This is a genomic window from Parasphingomonas caseinilytica (genome assembly GCF_036663755.1).
Lineage (GTDB): Bacteria > Pseudomonadota > Alphaproteobacteria > Sphingomonadales > Sphingomonadaceae > Sphingomonas.
In genome coordinates this window covers 1,184,493-1,201,281 of sequence record NZ_JAXOJL010000001.1, presented here as the reverse complement: position 1 = coordinate 1,201,281, position 16,789 = coordinate 1,184,493, and the positions used below count along the sequence as shown (strand labels likewise).

Genomic DNA, 16,789 nt, shown 5'->3' with positions numbered 1-16,789 from the left:
GATCGCCCTCGCAAGCATGACTGTAGCGGCTGTGCCTTCGGCAACGATCGCCAGCGCACAGACGCTGGCGGCCCGCGGGACGGTCATCCCGCTGTACCCGAAAGGCAGCGTGCCCTCGCTCGGCGTGCCCGAAAAGCGGGATCGGCTGCCGAACGGCGAAACGATGATCTACGACGTCAGCGAGCCTATGCTGGAGCTGTATCGTCCAGCGCCCGGTCATGCGAACGGCACCGCCGTGATCGTAGCGCCGGGAGGCGGATTCGTAGCGCTGGGCTACACCTTTGGCGGCACCGACGTCGCGCGAGCGCTGGCAGCACGCGGCATTACCGCCTTCGTACTGAAATACCGCACGATCCGGAGCGGCGACGGGCCGATGCGAATGCCCGACGTCCATATGAAGGAGATGGGCGTCGTCATGTCGCGGGCGAAGACCGGCGAACCGGTCGAAATGCCGCGCTTTGCCGGCGAGCCGCACGCGGTCGAGGATGGCGCGCGGGCTATGGCGATCGTCCGGCAGCGGGCGTCCGAATGGAGCATCGATCCGCGACGTGTTGGGGTCATCGGCTTCTCGGCCGGGGCATACCTCGCGGCGGATCTCGCGATCGGCGATGTAGCGTCGCGCCCGGATTTCGTCGGCCTGATCTATGGTGGCCTGCGCACGCCGGTGCCTACCGGCGCTCCGCCGGCATTCATCGCGGGAGCGGCCGACGACGAGTATCAGCCGAACGATCCCGCGCTGCTCTACACCGCATGGCGGAAGGCGGGTGCAGCGGCTGAACTGCACCTGTATGAGCGCGGCGGGCATGGGTTCGACCTGCACCGCCAAGGCACCACAAGCGACCACTGGTTCGACCAGCTCCTCTCGTGGATGCAGTCTCGCCGGCTTGCGTCACCACCGGCCCAACAAGCCGAATAGGTCTACCGTTTCATTACAACGGACTGCTTCGTGTCACAACCGAACGGTTGTGACACCGGGAAACGGCGGCTTACGACCGTTCCGATCTTGGAAGCTGCTTGGCGGTAAGTCCCCAATGTCAGCCGTTCTGAGGTGCTGGTAAAGCTCGCCTAAGCGGGCAGTTCGCTCACATGAACGGGCGGCAGGTTTACGGCAGCGAGACGGAGCGCGTGAATGACCGCAACTGGGTCAAAGCATAACGTCTTCTCCGGGCCATAGCCGAGCGAGCGGAGGCTCTTCAGCCGAACGATGTCTCTTTACGCGGCCCACCGTCTGTCTGACACCGCTGTCGAAGATAAAAGTACCTTTCAAAATGCAGGCAGGACCGCGCCCTTGTAACGCGTCTCGATAAAAGCGCGCGTCGCTGTACTGCGCAGCGCCGCGATCAGCTTGACGACGCGCGGATCCATGTCCCCGCCGGCGCGACCGACCACGAAATTGACATAGGGTGATCTGGCATCCTCGATCACCAACGCGTCGCGCACCGGGTTCAGCTTGGCGTCCAGCGCGTAATTGGTGTTGATCAACGCCAGATCGACCTGATCCAGCACGCGCGGCAGCGTGGCCGCTTCGAGTTCCCTGAATTGCAGGTTTTTGGGATTGCCGACGATATCGCGGAGCGTCGCCAGCGGATCGGCGGGGTTCTTCAACCGGATCAGCCCGGCCTTCTGCAACAGCAACAGCGCGCGGCCGCCATTGCTCGGCTCGTTCGGGATGGCGACGCTGGCACCCTGCGGAAGATCGGAGATCGACGTCCATTTGCGCGAATAGGCCCCGAGCGGTTCGACATGCACGCCGGCATAGGCGACGAGATGCGTGCCGCGCGCGGCGTTGAATTCGTCGAGATACGGCTTGGTCTGGAAGTAGTTCACGTCGATCTGTTTCTGGTCGACCTGAAGGTTGGGCTGCACGTAATCGTTGAACACGCGGATCTGCAGATCGACACCCTCCTTCGCCAGCAACGGCTTTACCGATTCGAGGATCTCGGCATGCGGCACGGCGGTCGCGGCGACGGTCAGCGTCTTGCCCGCATCGCCCGCGCCACCGCGCGAACAGGCGGCGATGGCGAGAAGCGGCAGGGCGGCGAGAAGCAGACGGCGGTTCATGGGAATCCTATCAACTAGCGGCGAGTATAATGGCGGGTCAGGCGATCGCCCGCGAACTGGATCGCCTGGACGAGCAGAACGAGCAACGTGACGGTGACGATCATCACGTCGGTCTGGAAACGTTGATAGCCGAAGCGGATCGCGAGATCGCCCAGGCCCCCGGCCCCGACCACGCCGGCCATCGCGGTGAACGACACGAGCGCGACGGCGGTGACGGTCGCGCCCGAGATCAGCCCCGGCAGCGCCTCCGGGATGAGCGCGCCGGTGACGATCTGGCGCGTCGTGGCCCCCATCGCCTGTGTTGCCTCGATCGTCGTGCGATCGACCTCACGCAGCGCGGTTTCCACCAGCCGCGCGTAGAACGGTGCCGCGCCGACGACCAGCGGCGGGATCGCGCCCGCCACGCCCAGCGACGTGCCGATCAGCGCGACGGTCAGCGGGATCATCACGATCAGCAGGATGATGAACGGCACCGAGCGCAGGATGTTGACGATCAGGCCGAGCACCGCGTTGACGATCCGGTTCTCGGAAATCTGCCGTTCGGCGGTGAGATACAGCAGGATGCCGAGCGGGAGGCCGAGCAAGATCGTCAGCGCCAGCGATCCGCCGAGCATCGCCAGCGTATCGAGGCATGCGCGGCCGATATCGGGCCAGTCGACGTTTGCGAACCACCCACTCATGCTTGGCCGCTCATGCTTCGAGCGCCGCGAGCATGGCCTGCGTGGCAGGATGCCGCGCATCGGCGAACAGGCCGGCGACGGTGCCTGTTTCGACAACCTGCCCGCGATCCAGGACCGCGACCCGATCGCAGACGGCGCGGACGACCGCCATTTCGTGCGTGATCAACACGATGGTGAGTCCCAATTCCGTGTTCAGTTCGCGCAGCAGGGTCAGCACGCTACGCGTCGTTTCGGGATCGAGCGCGCTGGTCGCCTCGTCGCACAACAGGATGTCCGGATCGGTCGCCAGTGCCCGGGCTATGCCGACGCGCTGCTTCTGCCCGCCGGAGATATGCGACGGATATTTGTCGGCATGGTCCGTCAGGCCCACGCGCGCCAGCAGCGCGGCGACCTTCGCATCGCGATCGGCGGCAGGCAGGCCGGCCAGCTTCAGCGGGAAGGCGACATTTGCCGCCACCGTCCGCGAAGACAACAGACCGAAATTCTGGAAGATCATGCCGATCCGTCGCCGGAGCGCACGCAATCCGGCCGGATCGAGCGTGCCGAGATCCACGCCCTCTACGGTGATCCGCCCGGCGCTCGGTAACTCCAGCGCGTTGATCAACCGGAGCAAGGTGGATTTGCCGGCACCCGACGCGCCGATGACCCCGAACACCTCGCCGCGGGCGATCGACAGCGACACGCCGTCGAGCGCCGCTCCCGCCGCACCGGCGAAGGTCTTCGAGACGTCGTTCAACTCGATCACGCCGCGCCGATCACTTGCTCGGCGAAGCGCTCCATCTCCTCGGCCTGCGGACTCATCTGCAACAGCAGCAGGTCCAGCCCGGCGCCTTCGTAATCGGCGATGCGCTGCCTGATCTGTTCCGGTGTGCCGACCAGATTGGGGCGCAGGCCGCGATTGGAGACCGAATATTCCTGAATCTTGAAGTCGCGTTCAAGCTGCGTGCCCGACAGCCACTGGTCGAAATTGGCATAGCCGGCCGGCAAATCGGTAACATTGGTGATCCGGTCGAGTTCGCGCTTCGCCTCCGCCTCGCTGTCGCGCACGATGGCATAGGCGGCCATGCCGTACTGCATCGGCGCACCCCCGGTTGCCGCGCGCCGCGCCGCCATGTCGGCGATCTTGGGCGCGATCGCCGATACCGGATCGCCGTGCATGACATAGGCATCGCATTGCGCCGCGATCATCGCCTTGGCCTTCTCGCTTTCGCCGCCGGCGTAGACGATGGGGCGCTTGACCGGCTTGGGCGCGCAGATCGCATCCTGCGTACGATAGAATTGACCTTCGAAGCTGAACCGATCCTCGGTCCACAGGCCATCCACCACCTTCAGCCATTCCTCGGTGCGGGCATAGCGATCGTCATGCTCGTCGAATTGCAGGCCGTATTGCTTCGCCTCGTCCGCCCACCACGACGACACCACGTTGAGCGCGAGCCGACCGCCAGCGATGCGATCGATATTGGCGGCGGCCTTGGCGAACAATGCCGGATGGTGGAAGTTCGGCCGCACCGCGACCATCAGTTCGATCGTCTCCGTCACCGCCGCCAGCGCCGCGGCGGTCGACCACGCGTCGAGTGCGGGCTGTTCAATCCCCTTGATGTCGTTGAGGTTCAGTTCGGCGATCAGCGTGAGATCGTAGCCCAACTGCTCGGCGCGCTGCGTCAAACGCCTGGTGTAATCCCAGCTCGCGTCCATGCCCTCGTTGGCCACGTTGCGCAGCCATCCGCCGAATACCGGCGTCCAATAGCCATAACGCATCAGCGTGCCTCCTCGATGATCGCGGCGAGATAGTCGACCAGCCGATCGTGCGGATCCCATCCCAGGACGTCCAGCGGCTTCGCCACGAAATTCGAAAGCGCGTTGATGTCGTAGAAACGGGGAACACCGTCGCGATCGTCGATCATCACCTCGATCCCGCCGACATCCAGACCGGCCGCGCGCGCGATCGCCTCGGCGGCGGCGCGCAGTTCCGGCCCCGGATCGGTCGCCACCATCGGGATCGGCGCGCCGGGCACTTGGCAGACATCCGCCGGGCACAGGTCGAACGTGCCGCCGCCGGCGATGTCGAGTGCGTAGAGATAGGCACGATCCAGCGTCTCGATCCGCGTGACCGTGCCGTTGCGGGCCGGCACGTAATCCTGCACGAGCAGGACGCCGTCGACGCTGGTCGGCAGGGCCCGGTCGGCGATCGCAGCACGCAACTCGTCGATCGAATCGTAGCGGACGATGCCCGCGCCCGATCCGCCGATATTGGCCTTCACCACCAGCGGCAACGACAAGGTCGCCGCCGCGTCCTCGACATCGACGGCCCGGTGCACGACCCGGGTCGCCGGAATGGCGAGGCCCAGACCGGCGATCAGCGACAATTGCCGCGCCTTGGAGGAATCGATCGCCAGCACCTCCGGCCCGTTGATCACCCGCGCACCGGCGCGACGCCAGTGATCGAGGAGGGCGATGGCGTGGAAGATCGGATGTTCGTCACTTCGCAGGAAGCTCGACATCGCGATCCGGTTGAACACGATCCGGGCCGGAGGCGTGCGATCGGCCGGATCGAAATACCCGTCGGGCCGGAGCGCGGTATAATCGATCCCGCGCCGGTCCAGCGCCGCGAACAACGGCGTGAACCAGGCGGGGTGTTCGTAGAGCAGGGCCAGATCGGTCACGATATCTCGACTTTCGGAAAATCCGCGCCTGCCACGGAATCGGTTGCGCGCACTATGCCGTTAACGCTTGGAGCGGGCCAAGAATTGGTTTTCTCGCACCATTTCAAGCGCGTCCGACCGCAGAAGCAAATCTTCATCGCGTCAAAGCCACACGCATTTGAATATCCCATCGGATCGGTAGAGATTTAGCTCGGATGCCGATTACGAGGATCGACCACCGCATGGCAAGACTACGACGACCGCATCGCCAATGACGAAGCGCGCGGCCGTGTTCCCTGCGGCGATCCCGGACGTCGCTGAAAGGACATGACAATGCGTCACGCGTTTCTTCTGCTGGGTACCCTGCTCGCCACCACGCCGCTGGCCGCGCAGACAATTGTGTTCGACCCTCACCTTGATCTGCCCAAAACGGCCAGCGATGCGGGGTGGACCGGCCTGTCCGATCCGACATCGCAATTCGATCTGGAAAAGGCGCGCAGAGGCGGGCTGACCGTCGCCTCAATCGCTGCCTTCGTGCCGCAGGGAACGCGCGATGCCGTGTCGCTGGCGGCGGCACAGGCGACGCTGCTCCGGCGTGACGCGGCGATCCATGCGATCGCAGAACGCAATCCCGGTCTGGCAGCCCGCGCATTGTCGCCTGGCGATGTCCGCAAGATCGTCGCGAGCGGAAAATTCGCGGTGGTAGAAAGCCTGCTCAACGCCTGGCCGCTCGGCGACGATCTGAATGCGATCGATCGGTGGTACGGGCGTGGCGTACGCATCTTCGGCTTCGTCCACGCCGGGCACAATCAGTTCGCGGATTCCTCGCGGCCGGCCCTGCAACTTGGCGATGCCCGCGCGGAACATCACGGGCTGTCGCCGCTCGGCAAGGCAGCGGTAAAGAGACTGAACGATCTGGGCGTGCTGATTGATGTTTCGCAACTGTCTGACACGGCGTTCGATCAGGTGCTGGCGCTCAGCCGCGCGCCGGTGATCGCCAGCCATTCCGACGTGCGTGCGCTGGTCGATAACGGACGCAACCTCGGCGGTGCGCAGCTCGACGAGCTCAAGGCCAGGAACGGCGTGATCGCAATCAACGCGTTCAGCGCCTATCTGCGGGCGCGCAGCCCGGAGACTCTGGCGGCGGTGGCTGCGCTGCAGCGCGAGTTCGGTATATCGCCGGGCGGGCCGCCGATATCGCCCGAGCGTCAGGTGGATTATGATCACCGGTATCACGACATCGTCGGGCGCGAACCGAAGGCGAATCTCAAGGATCTGATCGATGCGGTGGATTATACCGTAAAACGGATTGGCATCGACCATGTCGCCTTGTCGTCCGATTTCAACCATGGCGGCGGCGTGAATGGGTGGTCGAACGTCGGGGAGACGGGCAATGTCACCGCCGAACTGAAGGGGCGGGGCTACACGCCAGACCAGATTGCGAAGCTGTGGGGCGGTAATGTGTTGCGCGTCTGGCAGGCGGCGATCGATGCGCATGATCGGAGTTACCGGCCGGCGAAATGACCGGCCGCCGTTGGATGATCAACACATCCTCGGCGCTGGCGTGTTCTTCCGGTCCGTAATCGCTATCGATCGGTTGCCCGTCCCGGCCCTCACGTCGTTTACGATCGGGCGCGCTTGCGGCATCTTGCGCTGCAAGCGTCCAGAAAAGCGAGCACCGACGAGCGTGACATTGACAGATGTGATAAGTAGCCGGGCGGCGTTGCCGATCAAACCGGACGGGCATGTCGTGATCGTCGGCGGCGGATTCAGCGGAGCGTTGCTCGCCGCCAATATCGTGCGCTTCGGCGGGCCGCGGATCACGCTGATCGAACGCGCGCGGGAGCGACTGGGGCGCGGGGTCGCCTATAGCGCGACGCATCCCAGCCAGCTGTTCAACGTGCGCGCCGCCGGGATGAGCGCGTTCGCCGACGATCCGGCCCATTTCGTGCGCTGGCTCGATATGCACGATGCCGCCGGGCAGCAGTTCGTTGCGCGGGCGACCTATGGCCGCTATCTCGCCGATACGCTGGCGACGGCACAGGCCGAAGCGGGCGACCGGCTGGCGATCGTCCACTGTGCCGCCACCGCGTTGCAGGCCGGCCCGCGGATCGTGTTGGAGGACGGCCGGACGATCCCCGCCGACGCGGTCGTGCTGACCGTGGGGAATCTGCCGCCGTATCCGCCGGCGGGGATCGATCCCAAGCGTCTCGCGCGGGACATTTACATTGACGATCCGTGGGGCTGCGATCCGGCGGCCGGGCTGACGGCGGGCGACCGCGTCGCGCTGATCGGCACCGGCCTGACCGCAATCGACGTGGCGCTGAAGCTCGACGCGGCGGGCTTTGCGGGCGAGATCGTCGCGCTGTCCCGCCGGGGGCTGGCACCGCACCGCCATATCGACGGCGCCGCCCCGCCCAAGGGCCTAACGGAGCCGCCGACGCGGAGCCTTTCCCGTCTGCTGCGCGAGGTCCGGGCGGCAGCGCCGTCGGACTGGCGTAGCGCCGTGGATTCGCTTCGGCCGGTGACCCAGCATTGGTGGGCGCGCGCCGATGCGGAGACGCGGGCACGCTTCCTGCGCCACCTGCGGCCTTCTGGGACGTGCATCGTCACCGTCTTGCGCCAGCCGTGGCCGAGCGGATCGACGCGATGGTGGGCGACGGACGCCTGTCGTTCGTCGCCGGCAAGATCGTTTCCGCCGATCCCGCCGGCACCGGCGCGATACTCGCCTGGCGACCGCGGCATCGCGACGCGATCGTGTCGACCGTAGTTCGCCGGATCGTCAACTGCACCGGCCCCCAGGGCGATATCGCGCGCAGCGGCGAACCGCTGATCCAGGCTTTAGGCCGGGCCGGACAGATCCGGCCCGATGCCCTGAAACTCGGCATTGATGTGAATCCTCGGGCACAGATCATCAATCAGGCCGGCCGCGCGCACTCCGATCTCTATTGCATCGGGCCGATGACGCGAGGGAGCTTCTGGGAGACGGTCGCGGTTCCCGATATTCGTCGCCAGGCCGCCGATCTCGCCCGGCACCTGTCGAACGCGCACTGGGTCGGCGAGGGACTGTGATCTAGGCGCGCCGCCCGTCGTCGCCGGACGATTTCGGGCGGATCGTCGGTTGGGCGGCATCGACCACGCTGTCCGGCGGGACATCGCTGCGCAGCCAGACGTTGCCGCCGATCCGCGACCGCGCCCCGATCGTGATCGGGCCGAGCAACACCGCGCCGGCGAAGATCACCACATCGTCCTCGATCGCGGGATGGCGCCAGACCGCGCCTTCCCCGCCGATCTGCGCTTCGCCGGCCGCGATCGGTTCGCCGCCCAGCGTCACGCCCTGATACAGTCGCACCCGATCGCCGATCCTGGCGGTGGCCCCAATGACGATCCCGGTGCCGTGATCGATGAAGAATTTGCGCCCGATCCGCGCGCCGGGATGGATATCGATCCCCGTCTCGGCATGCGCGACTTCCGCGATCACGCGGGCGACGAGCGGGGCACCGAGGTTGTGGAGACGATGAGCCAGTCGATGATGGATGATCGCGGCGAGCGAGGGATAGGACAGAAGCACCTCGTCCGCGCTGCGGGCCGCGGGATCGTTGGCATATCCCGCCTCCACATCCTGATCGAGCAGGCGGCGGATGCCGGGCAGGCTCGCCGCGAACGCGCCGATGATGCGCTCGGCCTCGTCGGCTTCCTCGCCGCTGCCGATCCCCGGACGGGCGATCCGGATCTCGATCGCGATCTGTGCGAGCAGCTGGGACAAAGTCGATTCGAGCGTCGCCTCGATCCAGCGGTTCTCGTTCTCAGCGGTCAGTTCTGGTGGCCCCAACCGCAGCGGAAACAATGCCGTGCCCAGTTCGCGCAGGATGCGCGCCAGATCACGCCGCGAGGGGAAACGGATGCCGCGCTCGGCATGTCGGGCGTGACCGGCGCGCCAGTCCGCCCGAGCCTGCTGCAACCCATCCACCACCACCGACAATTCGCCGGGAAATTCGATCGGCGATCGAGCGTTGTCAGGTTCGGCCATTGCGTCCTCCAGTGGCGGTCGGGTTAACAGGAACGGTCGTCAAACCGTCAGCCTCGATCTACGTTTCGCAGGACGGCGATGACGCGATCATTCTCGGCGCGCCGGCCGATCGTGATGCGGATCCAGTCGTCGAGTGGCGGGAAGGGACGGGCGAGCTGGATGTCCGCCGACGTAAACGCACTGCGCAGCATGCCCGGATCTGGCGGCTTGAAGAAGACGAAGTTCGCGCGGGATGCGGTGTGCTTGAAGCCCAGCGTATCCAGCACGGCGGTGATCCGGTTACGTTCGCCGGTTACCGAGGCGCGGACGGTGGCGACATGAACCTGATCTCCAAGCGCCGCGGCGGCAGCCACCAATGCCAGGCGGTTGAGCGAATGCGGTGAACCAATCCCGGCTGCGCGCAGGCCTTTGGCGAGTGCTACCGGCGCGACTGCATAACCGATCGACAAGCCAGCAAGTCCGTAGATCTTTGCCAGCGTGCGAAACACAAGCACGTTGGCGCCAGCACGCACGTGGCGGATCGCGCTGCGGCCCGCGAAATCGTCATATTCGAGATAGGCCTCATCCACAACGACCAGCGTCCGCTGCGCGGTATCCGCGATAAACGCGTGCAGCGCGACGGCATCGCCTACCGTCCCCGACGGATTGTGCGGATTGACCAGCGACACCGCCAGCGTGTCCCGATCCACCGCCCGTGCGAGCGCCGGCAGATCGTTTTCGAGTGCGGCATCGAGCGGCACCGGCACAGCCCGGCCCCCCAGCGGCGCAGCGGCATCGACCAGGGCGGTGTAGCCGGGGGACGAGAAGACGATCCCGCCGCCACCGGCGCGCTGGCGCGCGAGATACAAGCCGAGCGGCTCCAGCACCTCGCCGATTACGACCTGCTCCGGTGCGACCTGCTCCAGCGCGGCGATCTGGCGCGTCAGGGCATCCACCTCGGCCTGATCGACATATCGTTCGATACCGTTCACCGCGCGGGCGATCGCCGGACCGACCCGGGGCGATGGCCCAAAAGCGTTCTCATTGAGCGACAGGCGGGCCGGCCTCTGCGGTCGTGCCGCAGCCGGCAGGGCAGCGGCAGCGGTTGCTGCCGTGCCCATGGCCAGCCACTCCCGCCGGTTGAGCAAGGCAGCCATCAGAACGACACCCCGGCCCGGACATAATAAAAAGCACCGCTGAAGCCGAAAGGCGAGAATTCGCTGTATGGAAAGGCCCCGAACGTATCGGCGCCCGTCAGCGCTGCGGTCGATCGGATGTTCTGCGTCGGGTAGACGTTGAACAGATTGTTAGCGCCGAATGTCACCGACAGATTGCGGTTCACCTGCCCCGTGAAGCTAAAGTCCGTCACCCATTTAGGCTTCAGCTTCTGGATCACGTCAACATTGCCCGCAGTGCCGGATTGGGTCGGTAGCGTTCGGAAGGGCACGTCGCCCTGCGCGATCAGCGCCACGTTTGCAGCACTCTGGTTGGTCAGCGCGATCTGTTCGACCGTTCCGTAGCGCGTCGTCCTCGCATCGAACGTGATCGGTCCCAGCTTCAGGTTGCCGCCCAGCGCGATCTTGTCGCGCGGCTGGCCTCGTTCGACGCGCGTGCGCTCGGTCACGTCGAACAAAGGCGTGGTGATACCAAGCGCGGTGATTTGCGACGGGGTGTTCGAGATGCGGCGCACGCGCGTCTGGTTGTGATTGTAGGCGGCGGTCAGCTTCAGGTCGGCCCAATTACCGAGTGGGGTCGCATAGGCGACCGTTACGTCCACGCCCTGCGTGCGCGTATCGATCGCGTTAGTGAAATAGCGCACGCTGGTGACGCCGGGAATCCCGATGCCGGCAAGATAATCCCGCAACCGCCGGCTGCCCGCCGCGTCGACATAATTGGACGACAGGACGATGCGATCGTCAATGTCGATGTGGTAATAATCGACCGAAGCGGTCAGCCGCCCCCCGGCATAGGTCAGCCCGCCACCGAAATTGGTTGATGTTTCGGGTTTCAGCGACTGCGCACCAAGCGCCTGAGCCAACGGCGATCCGACTGGCGCCGTGCGCACCAGCACGAATTCCGGGAAGCCCGTGGTGTTATTGACGATCGTCCGGCTGCTGGTGGAGCTGAAATATTGCTGCGCGAGCGCCGGGGCGTGGAACCCGGTGCCGGCTGAGCCACGCAGCGCGAAGCCCGCCGGCAGCTCGATGCGGGTCGACGCCTGGCCGTTCCATGTATCGCCGAAATCGCTGTAATCCTCATATCGGCCGGCGAGATCGACTTGCCAGCCTTTGACCGGCTCGATGCCAATTTCAGCAAAGGCGCCGATCGCGCGGCGGTTTACATCGACCACGTCGGCTGGCTGGATTCCGGCGAAACCTTGCGATCCGATCGTTGGTATCGCGCCCGTGCTCGGCCCGTCGAGTACCTGCGCGGTGCCGAACGCATAGCTGTTCGGCTCCCCGGCGCCGATCTTGTATCCGTCGCGACGATATTCGGCGCCGATCGCCAGCTTGACCGGCGCGGCGAGCCCGACATCGAAGCCGCGCGAAAATGTAAGATCAGTCGTCCATTGTGAGTTGGAATATCGACCATTGTAGAAGCGGGTCGGGCTGGCTGTGCCGAGCGTGGCATTCAGCGTATTCTCCGTCCGGTATTCGATGCGGTTGCCGCCATAGACGCTGGACAGATCCCAGGCCCAGGCGCCGAGATCGCCGCGCAGGCCAAGCGCTGCGGAATAGTCCGTGCTGCGCGTGTTGACGAATGGCAGGAAACCGTCGGGGTAGATCGCACGTACGTTCTCGTCCTGTCCGGCGCGCCGGAAGGATGCGTTGGAATGCGCCTTGCTCAGACGGTAGCCGCCAAATCCGTACAGTTCGATACCGCCGCTCAGCGGTTTCTCAAGATTGACGATGACCGATCCGTCCTTGAGGTCGCCCTCATCGGCGAAACGCCAGACGTTGCGATCGACGGTGGCCTCGCGCGGATCGAGCCGCGTGCCGATAACGCCGCCGGGCGGGTTTAGCCCGGTCCCCGCGCCGTAGCGCGCCGACAGGGCTTGCGGCGTGCCGATCGGCGAGATGCCGAGGTAGAATTGCCGCGTGTCGGGGAGCGCCCGGTTAGCGGCCTGATGGTCGCGGTAATAACCGGTAACGTTGATGAAGCCGTCATCGCCTAACTTCAGGCCGCCGCCGAGGGAGAAGGTGTAGGTATCGCCGCCGCCATCGAAGGTCGTGCCACCGCTCGCGCTCGCATGGAGCTTCGTGTCGGTTCGCAGGCGGATGTTGATCACGCCGGCAATCGCATCCGAGCCATATTGCGCCGAAGCTCCGTCGCGCAGGATCTCGATCCGCCCGATGCCCTCGGCGGGGATTTGATTGAGGTCGGTCGGCACCGCGCCCTTGCCGATGGTGCCGCCGGTATTGACCCAGGCGGCCGTATGGAGGCGCTTGCCGTTGACCAGCACGAGCGTCTCGTCCGGCGAAAGGCCGCGCAATGAGGCTGAATGGATGTGAGTGTTGCCGTCAGGCGTGGTCGGCGTGGCAAAAGCGAACGAAGGGGCGAGCTGGCGCAGGATTTCGCTCGTTTCCTGATAGCCCGATGCACGCAAATCCTCACCGCGTAGCAGATCGATCGGCACGGGCGAGGTTGTCACCGTCCGTTCGCTTACGCGTGACCCCGTAACCACGATGTCGTCTGGCTCGGGTTGCGCGTCGCTTGCATCTGGCGTGGCCGCTTTGGTCTGCGCGGCCACGTTTGTTGAGGACAACGACAGACCGGCCAATGCCCATGCGATATTGCTCTTCAACGACGTTCCCCTTGCTGACCGATAACCCACGCAGGCAGATCGGACGCTACCGACCTCAGCTCGCAACGCTAATGTCCATCTATTTAGTAGGATATCGCAAAGAAGAAAACGTATCTCCGGGGATAGTCGAGCAGGTTTGCCGCTAGCGCGCTTGGCGGGCTTTTTCGTGGTGCCGATTCCTAAATGACTGGATCCGCATCATTCGCGTCCCGCAGCTTTATGGCATTCTCCGTCATCCATGCGGCGAGGGTGTCCAACGTGGGGTGCAGGGTCATGGCCAAGGCAGTAGCGGCATATTCCACCCTTGGCGGCACCTGCGCAAAAACAGTGCGGCTAACCAGCCCGCGCCGTTCGAACAGGCGCAATTGCTTCGTCAGTTCTTTCTGCGTGATGGGTGCTACGGTCCGCTGCAAATCGGTGAACCGGATCGGCACGCCGTTCACAATAAGGCGGTACAAGATCGGTATCGCCCATTTGCCTGATACAAGCTGTACGAAATCCACCATCGGACACGATGTGGCTACCGCTATTCTGCTTCGGATCTCTGTTGTCATCACCGAGTTAGTATCCAAATGGTGCCTACTTCCTTTTGCATACTAATAGGGCGATTATGCGGAGGAAAGGAGTTTCCGATGGGACGGATGAATGGCAAGTTTGCACTGATAACGGGCGGCACGAGCGGGATTGGCCTCGAGACGGCCCGACAATTCGTCGCCGAGGGTGCGATGGTCGCGATGACCGGGCGAAACGATGATGCGCTTAAAGCGGCCGTCGAATCCCTCTCGCCAGCCGTAATTGCGATCCGCAGCAACGCTGGTGTACCAGCGGATCAGATCGCGTTGGCAGCCGAACTACAGGCTCGTTGGGGCCGGCTGGACGTTCTTTACGCCAACGCTGGCGATGTCACCCATATGCCGCTGGATAGTTGGGACGAGGTGGCTTTCGACCGAGTGATGGGCACCAACCTCAAGGGGCCGTTCTTCCTTATTCAGGCATTGCTACCGATCTTGTCGCCCACTGCATCGATTGTGCTTTGTGGGTCGGTAAGCGCGCATATCGGATTGGCGCAGAGCAGCATATATGCTGCTAGCAAGGCAGCGCTGCTTTCGCTGGCGCGTACACTCTCCGCAGAACTCATCGACCGCGGCATCCGGGTTAACGTCCTTAATCCTGGCCCGACCCGCACACCTGCCTTGGCAAAGCTGGGGCTGCTAGAGCCCGAACGTCAGGCGCTTCAAAGCGAAATCGAGCGATTGGTGCCGCTGGGTCGGATGGGAACGCCGATCGAAATCGCGAAGGCGGCCGTTTTCCTTGCCAGTGACGAGGCAAGTTTCATAATTGGGACGGAGCTGCTGGTCGATGGCGGAACTGGAAATCTGTGATGCAGAACCATCTGCCGTTCAGAACCCTTTTTCCAAAATGGTTCGCCGTACTTTTCCCCAGCCTAATATTCCCTCGGTTAAATGGCTCTGCAGAAACATGAATGAGCGGCTGAAGTTGGGCGGCACTAGGCAGGCTCCGAATGACCGATTGTGGGTCCTACCGGCCGCAGCTTTGGCGCGATAGGCGGGTTTACTACGCACGCAGAAGCTCGATTCCGGCTTCCGCTCGTTGAAGCTTGGGCTTCGGTACGCCCCGCCTTATCTTCCCTTTGTCGTCGCGATGTAGCGGTTGACCTGCTCGTCCAGCACCGCGAGCGGCAGCGCGCCTTGGCTCAGTACCGCTTCGTGGAAATCGCGAATGTCGAACTTGGGGCCGAGCGCCTGTTCCGCCCGCTTGCGCAGCTCGGCGATCTTGAGCTGCCCGACCATGTAGCTGGTCGCCTGGCCCGGCCAGTTGAAATAGCGGTCGACTTCCCGTCCGATGTCCTTTTCCGATACCGAACTGTTCGCCTTGAAATACGCGACCGCCTGTTCGCGCGTCCACTGCTTGGAATGGATCCCCGTGTCGAGCACCAGCCGGATCGCGCGCCAGACCTGAAGCGACAGCATGCCGAACCGCGCATATGGGTCCTTGTACACGCCCATCTCGTTCGCCAGCCGCTCCGAATACAGGCCCCAGCCTTCGACATAGGCACCGTAGCCGCCGAACTTGCGGAATTTGGGAATGCCGGTCATTTCCTGCTGACGGGCGATCTGGAAATGATGGCCAGGTGCACCTTCATGCGCGGCGATGGCGGAGACCTGTACCTTCTGCGTCTGGTTCATGTCGACGAGATTGACGTAGTAGATGCCCGGTCGCGAACCGTCGGCGGACGGTGGATTGTAGAACGCGGTCGAGGCTGTGCCTTCCCGCCATTTCTCCACCGCACGCACTTCTAGCGGTGCCTTGGGCAGCACGCGGAAGTAGCGCGGGGCGGCTACCATCACCGACGCGATCACCGCTCGGGCATCGGCCAGATACTCCTCGCGGCCGGCGGCGGTGTTCGGATATTTGAACTTGGGATCGGTGCGGATGCTGTCGAAGAACTGCTCGAGCGTGCCGGTGAAACCGACCTCTCGCTTGATCGACTCCATCTCCTGACGGATCGCCGAAACTTGGCGCAGGCCGAGTTCGTGGATCTGGTCGGCGGTCAGATCAGTCGTCGTCGAACCCTTCAGCCGGTCCGCATAATAGACCGCGCCGTTCGGCAGGCTCCACGCCCCAAAATTACCCTTGGACAGGGGCTCGATCGCATCCAGCGCCGCGAACAGCGTGTCGTAACCACGACGGAACGACCCGGTCAGCGCCGCGTCGGCATCTTTCAGCAGCTTCGCCTTGGTCGCCTCGCGCGCCTTGAGCGCTGTCACCTTTTTGCGGAAGTCGGCCATGATGGTCGAATCGGGACCGTTGTCGAACGGCGCGCCGGTGATTACCGCCTTCGCGTCGGCGCGCGCGGGTGCGAAGTTGACCTTGTTGGGGATGATACCCGCCGCGGCTTGCTCCCGCATCATCGCAGCAACCTCACGCATCACGCGCTCGGTATCGCGTAAGCGGGAGATATACGCCTCGGCATCGGCGACGCTGTCGACCTTGTGGTTGTTGATGAGAAGCACTGGAATCTCGCCCGCCGGACTACCGTTGGTCGACACGGGGAAGCGCAGATTGCGGAACTGGAAGGACTCGCGCTCGCGCTGGACCTGATACTCGAACAGGCGATAACTGACCCGCGCGCTCTCCCCCAGTTGCTCGGGCCGGAAATGCGCCCGCATCGCCGTCAATTGCTGCTCGGCCAGCGCCCGCGCGCGCACCGCAGCGGCATCGGTATAATCGTCAAGCTTCCCGTAATTGGTCTTGAAGCCGAGCTGGGTCTGGCTCTCGGGGCTGAGCGCCAACTGCTCGTCATAGGCGCGGTCGAGGAATTGCAGCAGCGCGGCGTCCTGGGCCGTGGTGTCGGCTGCGGTTGAAACGGCTTGGAGTGGCACCGGCGCGTTTGCCTGAACCAGCGGGGTCAGAGGCAGAATCGTGAAAGCGAAGGCAAGGCGCATCGATTACTCCTGGGCGGTCCGAATTTTCCGAGTGCTCTGCGGCGCCTTGAACGAGACGACGCCGGTCACGACCGTTATACGCATCATGCTTGATCGGTCGAGGTTCAGATAGGTCACAATCGGCA

At 64.3% G+C, this 16,789-nt stretch carries 15 protein-coding genes; 5 read left to right on the top strand and 10 right to left on the bottom strand.

Going from position 1 to position 16,789, the window contains the following annotated elements:
- Window positions 1-16 precede the first annotated feature (16 nt).
- Window positions 17-916 carry an alpha/beta hydrolase gene (locus U1738_RS05730; protein WP_332788046.1) on the top strand — a complete coding sequence of 300 codons (900 nt, stop codon included), beginning with the start codon at window positions 17-19 and terminating at the stop codon, window positions 914-916.
- 347 nt (window positions 917-1,263) lie between these two features.
- Here U1738_RS05730 and U1738_RS05725 read toward each other — a convergent pair whose 3' ends face one another.
- The 5 genes from U1738_RS05725 to U1738_RS05705 are packed head-to-tail and all read right to left on the bottom strand — an operon-like array spanning window position 1,264 to window position 5,404.
- Window positions 1,264-2,061, bottom strand: a complete 798-nt coding sequence (locus U1738_RS05725; RefSeq protein WP_332788045.1) for a MetQ/NlpA family ABC transporter substrate-binding protein — start codon at window positions 2,059-2,061, stop codon at window positions 1,264-1,266.
- Window positions 2,062-2,075: 14 nt separating this feature from the next.
- Window positions 2,076-2,741 (bottom strand): methionine ABC transporter permease, encoded by a 666-nt coding sequence (locus U1738_RS05720; protein WP_332788044.1) that lies wholly within the window; start codon window positions 2,739-2,741, stop codon window positions 2,076-2,078.
- A 10-nt stretch (window positions 2,742-2,751) separates the two neighbouring features.
- Window positions 2,752-3,486 carry a methionine ABC transporter ATP-binding protein gene (locus U1738_RS05715; protein WP_332788043.1) on the bottom strand — a complete coding sequence of 245 codons (735 nt, stop codon included), beginning with the start codon at window positions 3,484-3,486 and terminating at the stop codon, window positions 2,752-2,754.
- Entirely contained in the window at window positions 3,483-4,499 is a 1,017-nt protein-coding gene (locus tag U1738_RS05710; RefSeq protein ID WP_332788042.1) for an LLM class flavin-dependent oxidoreductase, read from the bottom strand. The genes U1738_RS05715 and U1738_RS05710 overlap by 4 nt, the downstream gene beginning before the upstream one ends.
- A complete protein-coding gene (locus U1738_RS05705; protein WP_332788041.1) occupies window positions 4,499-5,404 on the bottom strand; it encodes an ATP-grasp domain-containing protein in 906 nt (301 codons plus the stop codon). The genes U1738_RS05710 and U1738_RS05705 overlap by 1 nt, the downstream gene beginning before the upstream one ends.
- A 306-nt stretch (window positions 5,405-5,710) precedes the next feature.
- On the opposite strand from U1738_RS05705, the gene U1738_RS05700 reads away from it, so the two are divergent.
- From U1738_RS05700 to U1738_RS05690, 3 genes are all read left to right on the top strand, one after another.
- The gene (locus U1738_RS05700) at window positions 5,711-6,907 is read left to right on the top strand and encodes a dipeptidase (RefSeq protein ID WP_332788040.1); all 1,197 of its coding nucleotides are present in this window, start codon (window positions 5,711-5,713) and stop codon (window positions 6,905-6,907) included.
- Window positions 6,908-7,106: 199 nt separating this feature from the next.
- Window positions 7,107-8,153: an FAD/NAD(P)-binding protein gene (locus U1738_RS05695; protein ID WP_332788039.1), complete on the top strand. Its 1,047-nt coding sequence runs from the start codon at window positions 7,107-7,109 to the stop codon at window positions 8,151-8,153.
- The gene (locus U1738_RS05690) at window positions 8,141-8,455 is read left to right on the top strand and encodes a hypothetical protein (protein WP_332788038.1); all 315 of its coding nucleotides are present in this window, start codon (window positions 8,141-8,143) and stop codon (window positions 8,453-8,455) included. The genes U1738_RS05695 and U1738_RS05690 overlap by 13 nt, the downstream gene beginning before the upstream one ends.
- A gap of 1 nt (window position 8,456) precedes the next feature.
- Here U1738_RS05690 and epsC read toward each other — a convergent pair whose 3' ends face one another.
- The 4 genes from epsC to U1738_RS05670 form a co-directional block, all read right to left on the bottom strand.
- The gene (epsC, locus tag U1738_RS05685; protein ID WP_332788037.1) at window positions 8,457-9,413 is read right to left on the bottom strand and encodes a serine O-acetyltransferase EpsC; all 957 of its coding nucleotides are present in this window, start codon (window positions 9,411-9,413) and stop codon (window positions 8,457-8,459) included.
- Between the two features lie 47 nt (window positions 9,414-9,460).
- The gene (locus tag U1738_RS05680) at window positions 9,461-10,549 is read right to left on the bottom strand and encodes a pyridoxal phosphate-dependent aminotransferase (RefSeq protein ID WP_332788036.1); all 1,089 of its coding nucleotides are present in this window, start codon (window positions 10,547-10,549) and stop codon (window positions 9,461-9,463) included.
- Window positions 10,549-13,044: a TonB-dependent receptor plug domain-containing protein gene (locus U1738_RS05675; RefSeq protein WP_332788035.1), complete on the bottom strand. Its 2,496-nt coding sequence runs from the start codon at window positions 13,042-13,044 to the stop codon at window positions 10,549-10,551. The genes U1738_RS05680 and U1738_RS05675 overlap by 1 nt, the downstream gene beginning before the upstream one ends.
- Window positions 13,045-13,376: 332 nt before the next feature.
- Complete coding sequence (locus tag U1738_RS05670; protein ID WP_332788034.1) at window positions 13,377-13,703, bottom strand: winged helix-turn-helix transcriptional regulator; 327 nt, start codon at window positions 13,701-13,703, stop codon at window positions 13,377-13,379.
- Between the two features lie 126 nt (window positions 13,704-13,829).
- On the opposite strand from U1738_RS05670, the gene U1738_RS05665 reads away from it, so the two are divergent.
- Entirely contained in the window at window positions 13,830-14,579 is a 750-nt protein-coding gene (locus U1738_RS05665; RefSeq protein WP_332788033.1) for an SDR family oxidoreductase, read from the top strand.
- A 258-nt stretch (window positions 14,580-14,837) separates the two neighbouring features.
- Here U1738_RS05665 and U1738_RS05660 read toward each other — a convergent pair whose 3' ends face one another.
- A complete protein-coding gene (locus U1738_RS05660) occupies window positions 14,838-16,664 on the bottom strand; it encodes a DUF885 domain-containing protein (protein ID WP_332788032.1) in 1,827 nt (608 codons plus the stop codon).
- Between the last annotated feature and the right edge of the window lie 125 nt (window positions 16,665-16,789).

What these genes read in the sequence shown, in the direction of transcription:
- U1738_RS05730 (WP_332788046.1), top strand. Translation starts at nt 17, where the DNA reads ATGACTGTAGCGGCTGTGCCTTCGGCAACGATCGCCAGCGCACAGACG.
- U1738_RS05725 (WP_332788045.1), bottom strand. Translation starts at nt 2,061, where the DNA reads ATGAACCGCCGTCTGCTTCTCGCCGCCCTGCCGCTTCTCGCCATCGCC.
- U1738_RS05720 (WP_332788044.1), bottom strand. Translation starts at nt 2,741, where the DNA reads ATGAGTGGGTGGTTCGCAAACGTCGACTGGCCCGATATCGGCCGCGCA.
- U1738_RS05710 (WP_332788042.1), bottom strand. Translation starts at nt 4,499, where the DNA reads ATGCGTTATGGCTATTGGACGCCGGTATTCGGCGGATGGCTGCGCAAC.
- U1738_RS05700 (WP_332788040.1), top strand. Translation starts at nt 5,711, where the DNA reads ATGACAATGCGTCACGCGTTTCTTCTGCTGGGTACCCTGCTCGCCACC.
- epsC (WP_332788037.1), bottom strand. Translation starts at nt 9,413, where the DNA reads ATGGCCGAACCTGACAACGCTCGATCGCCGATCGAATTTCCCGGCGAA.
- U1738_RS05680 (WP_332788036.1), bottom strand. Translation starts at nt 10,549, where the DNA reads ATGGCTGCCTTGCTCAACCGGCGGGAGTGGCTGGCCATGGGCACGGCA.
- U1738_RS05670 (WP_332788034.1), bottom strand. Translation starts at nt 13,703, where the DNA reads ATGGTGGATTTCGTACAGCTTGTATCAGGCAAATGGGCGATACCGATC.
- U1738_RS05665 (WP_332788033.1), top strand. Translation starts at nt 13,830, where the DNA reads ATGGGACGGATGAATGGCAAGTTTGCACTGATAACGGGCGGCACGAGC.
- U1738_RS05660 (WP_332788032.1), bottom strand. Translation starts at nt 16,664, where the DNA reads ATGCGCCTTGCCTTCGCTTTCACGATTCTGCCTCTGACCCCGCTGGTT.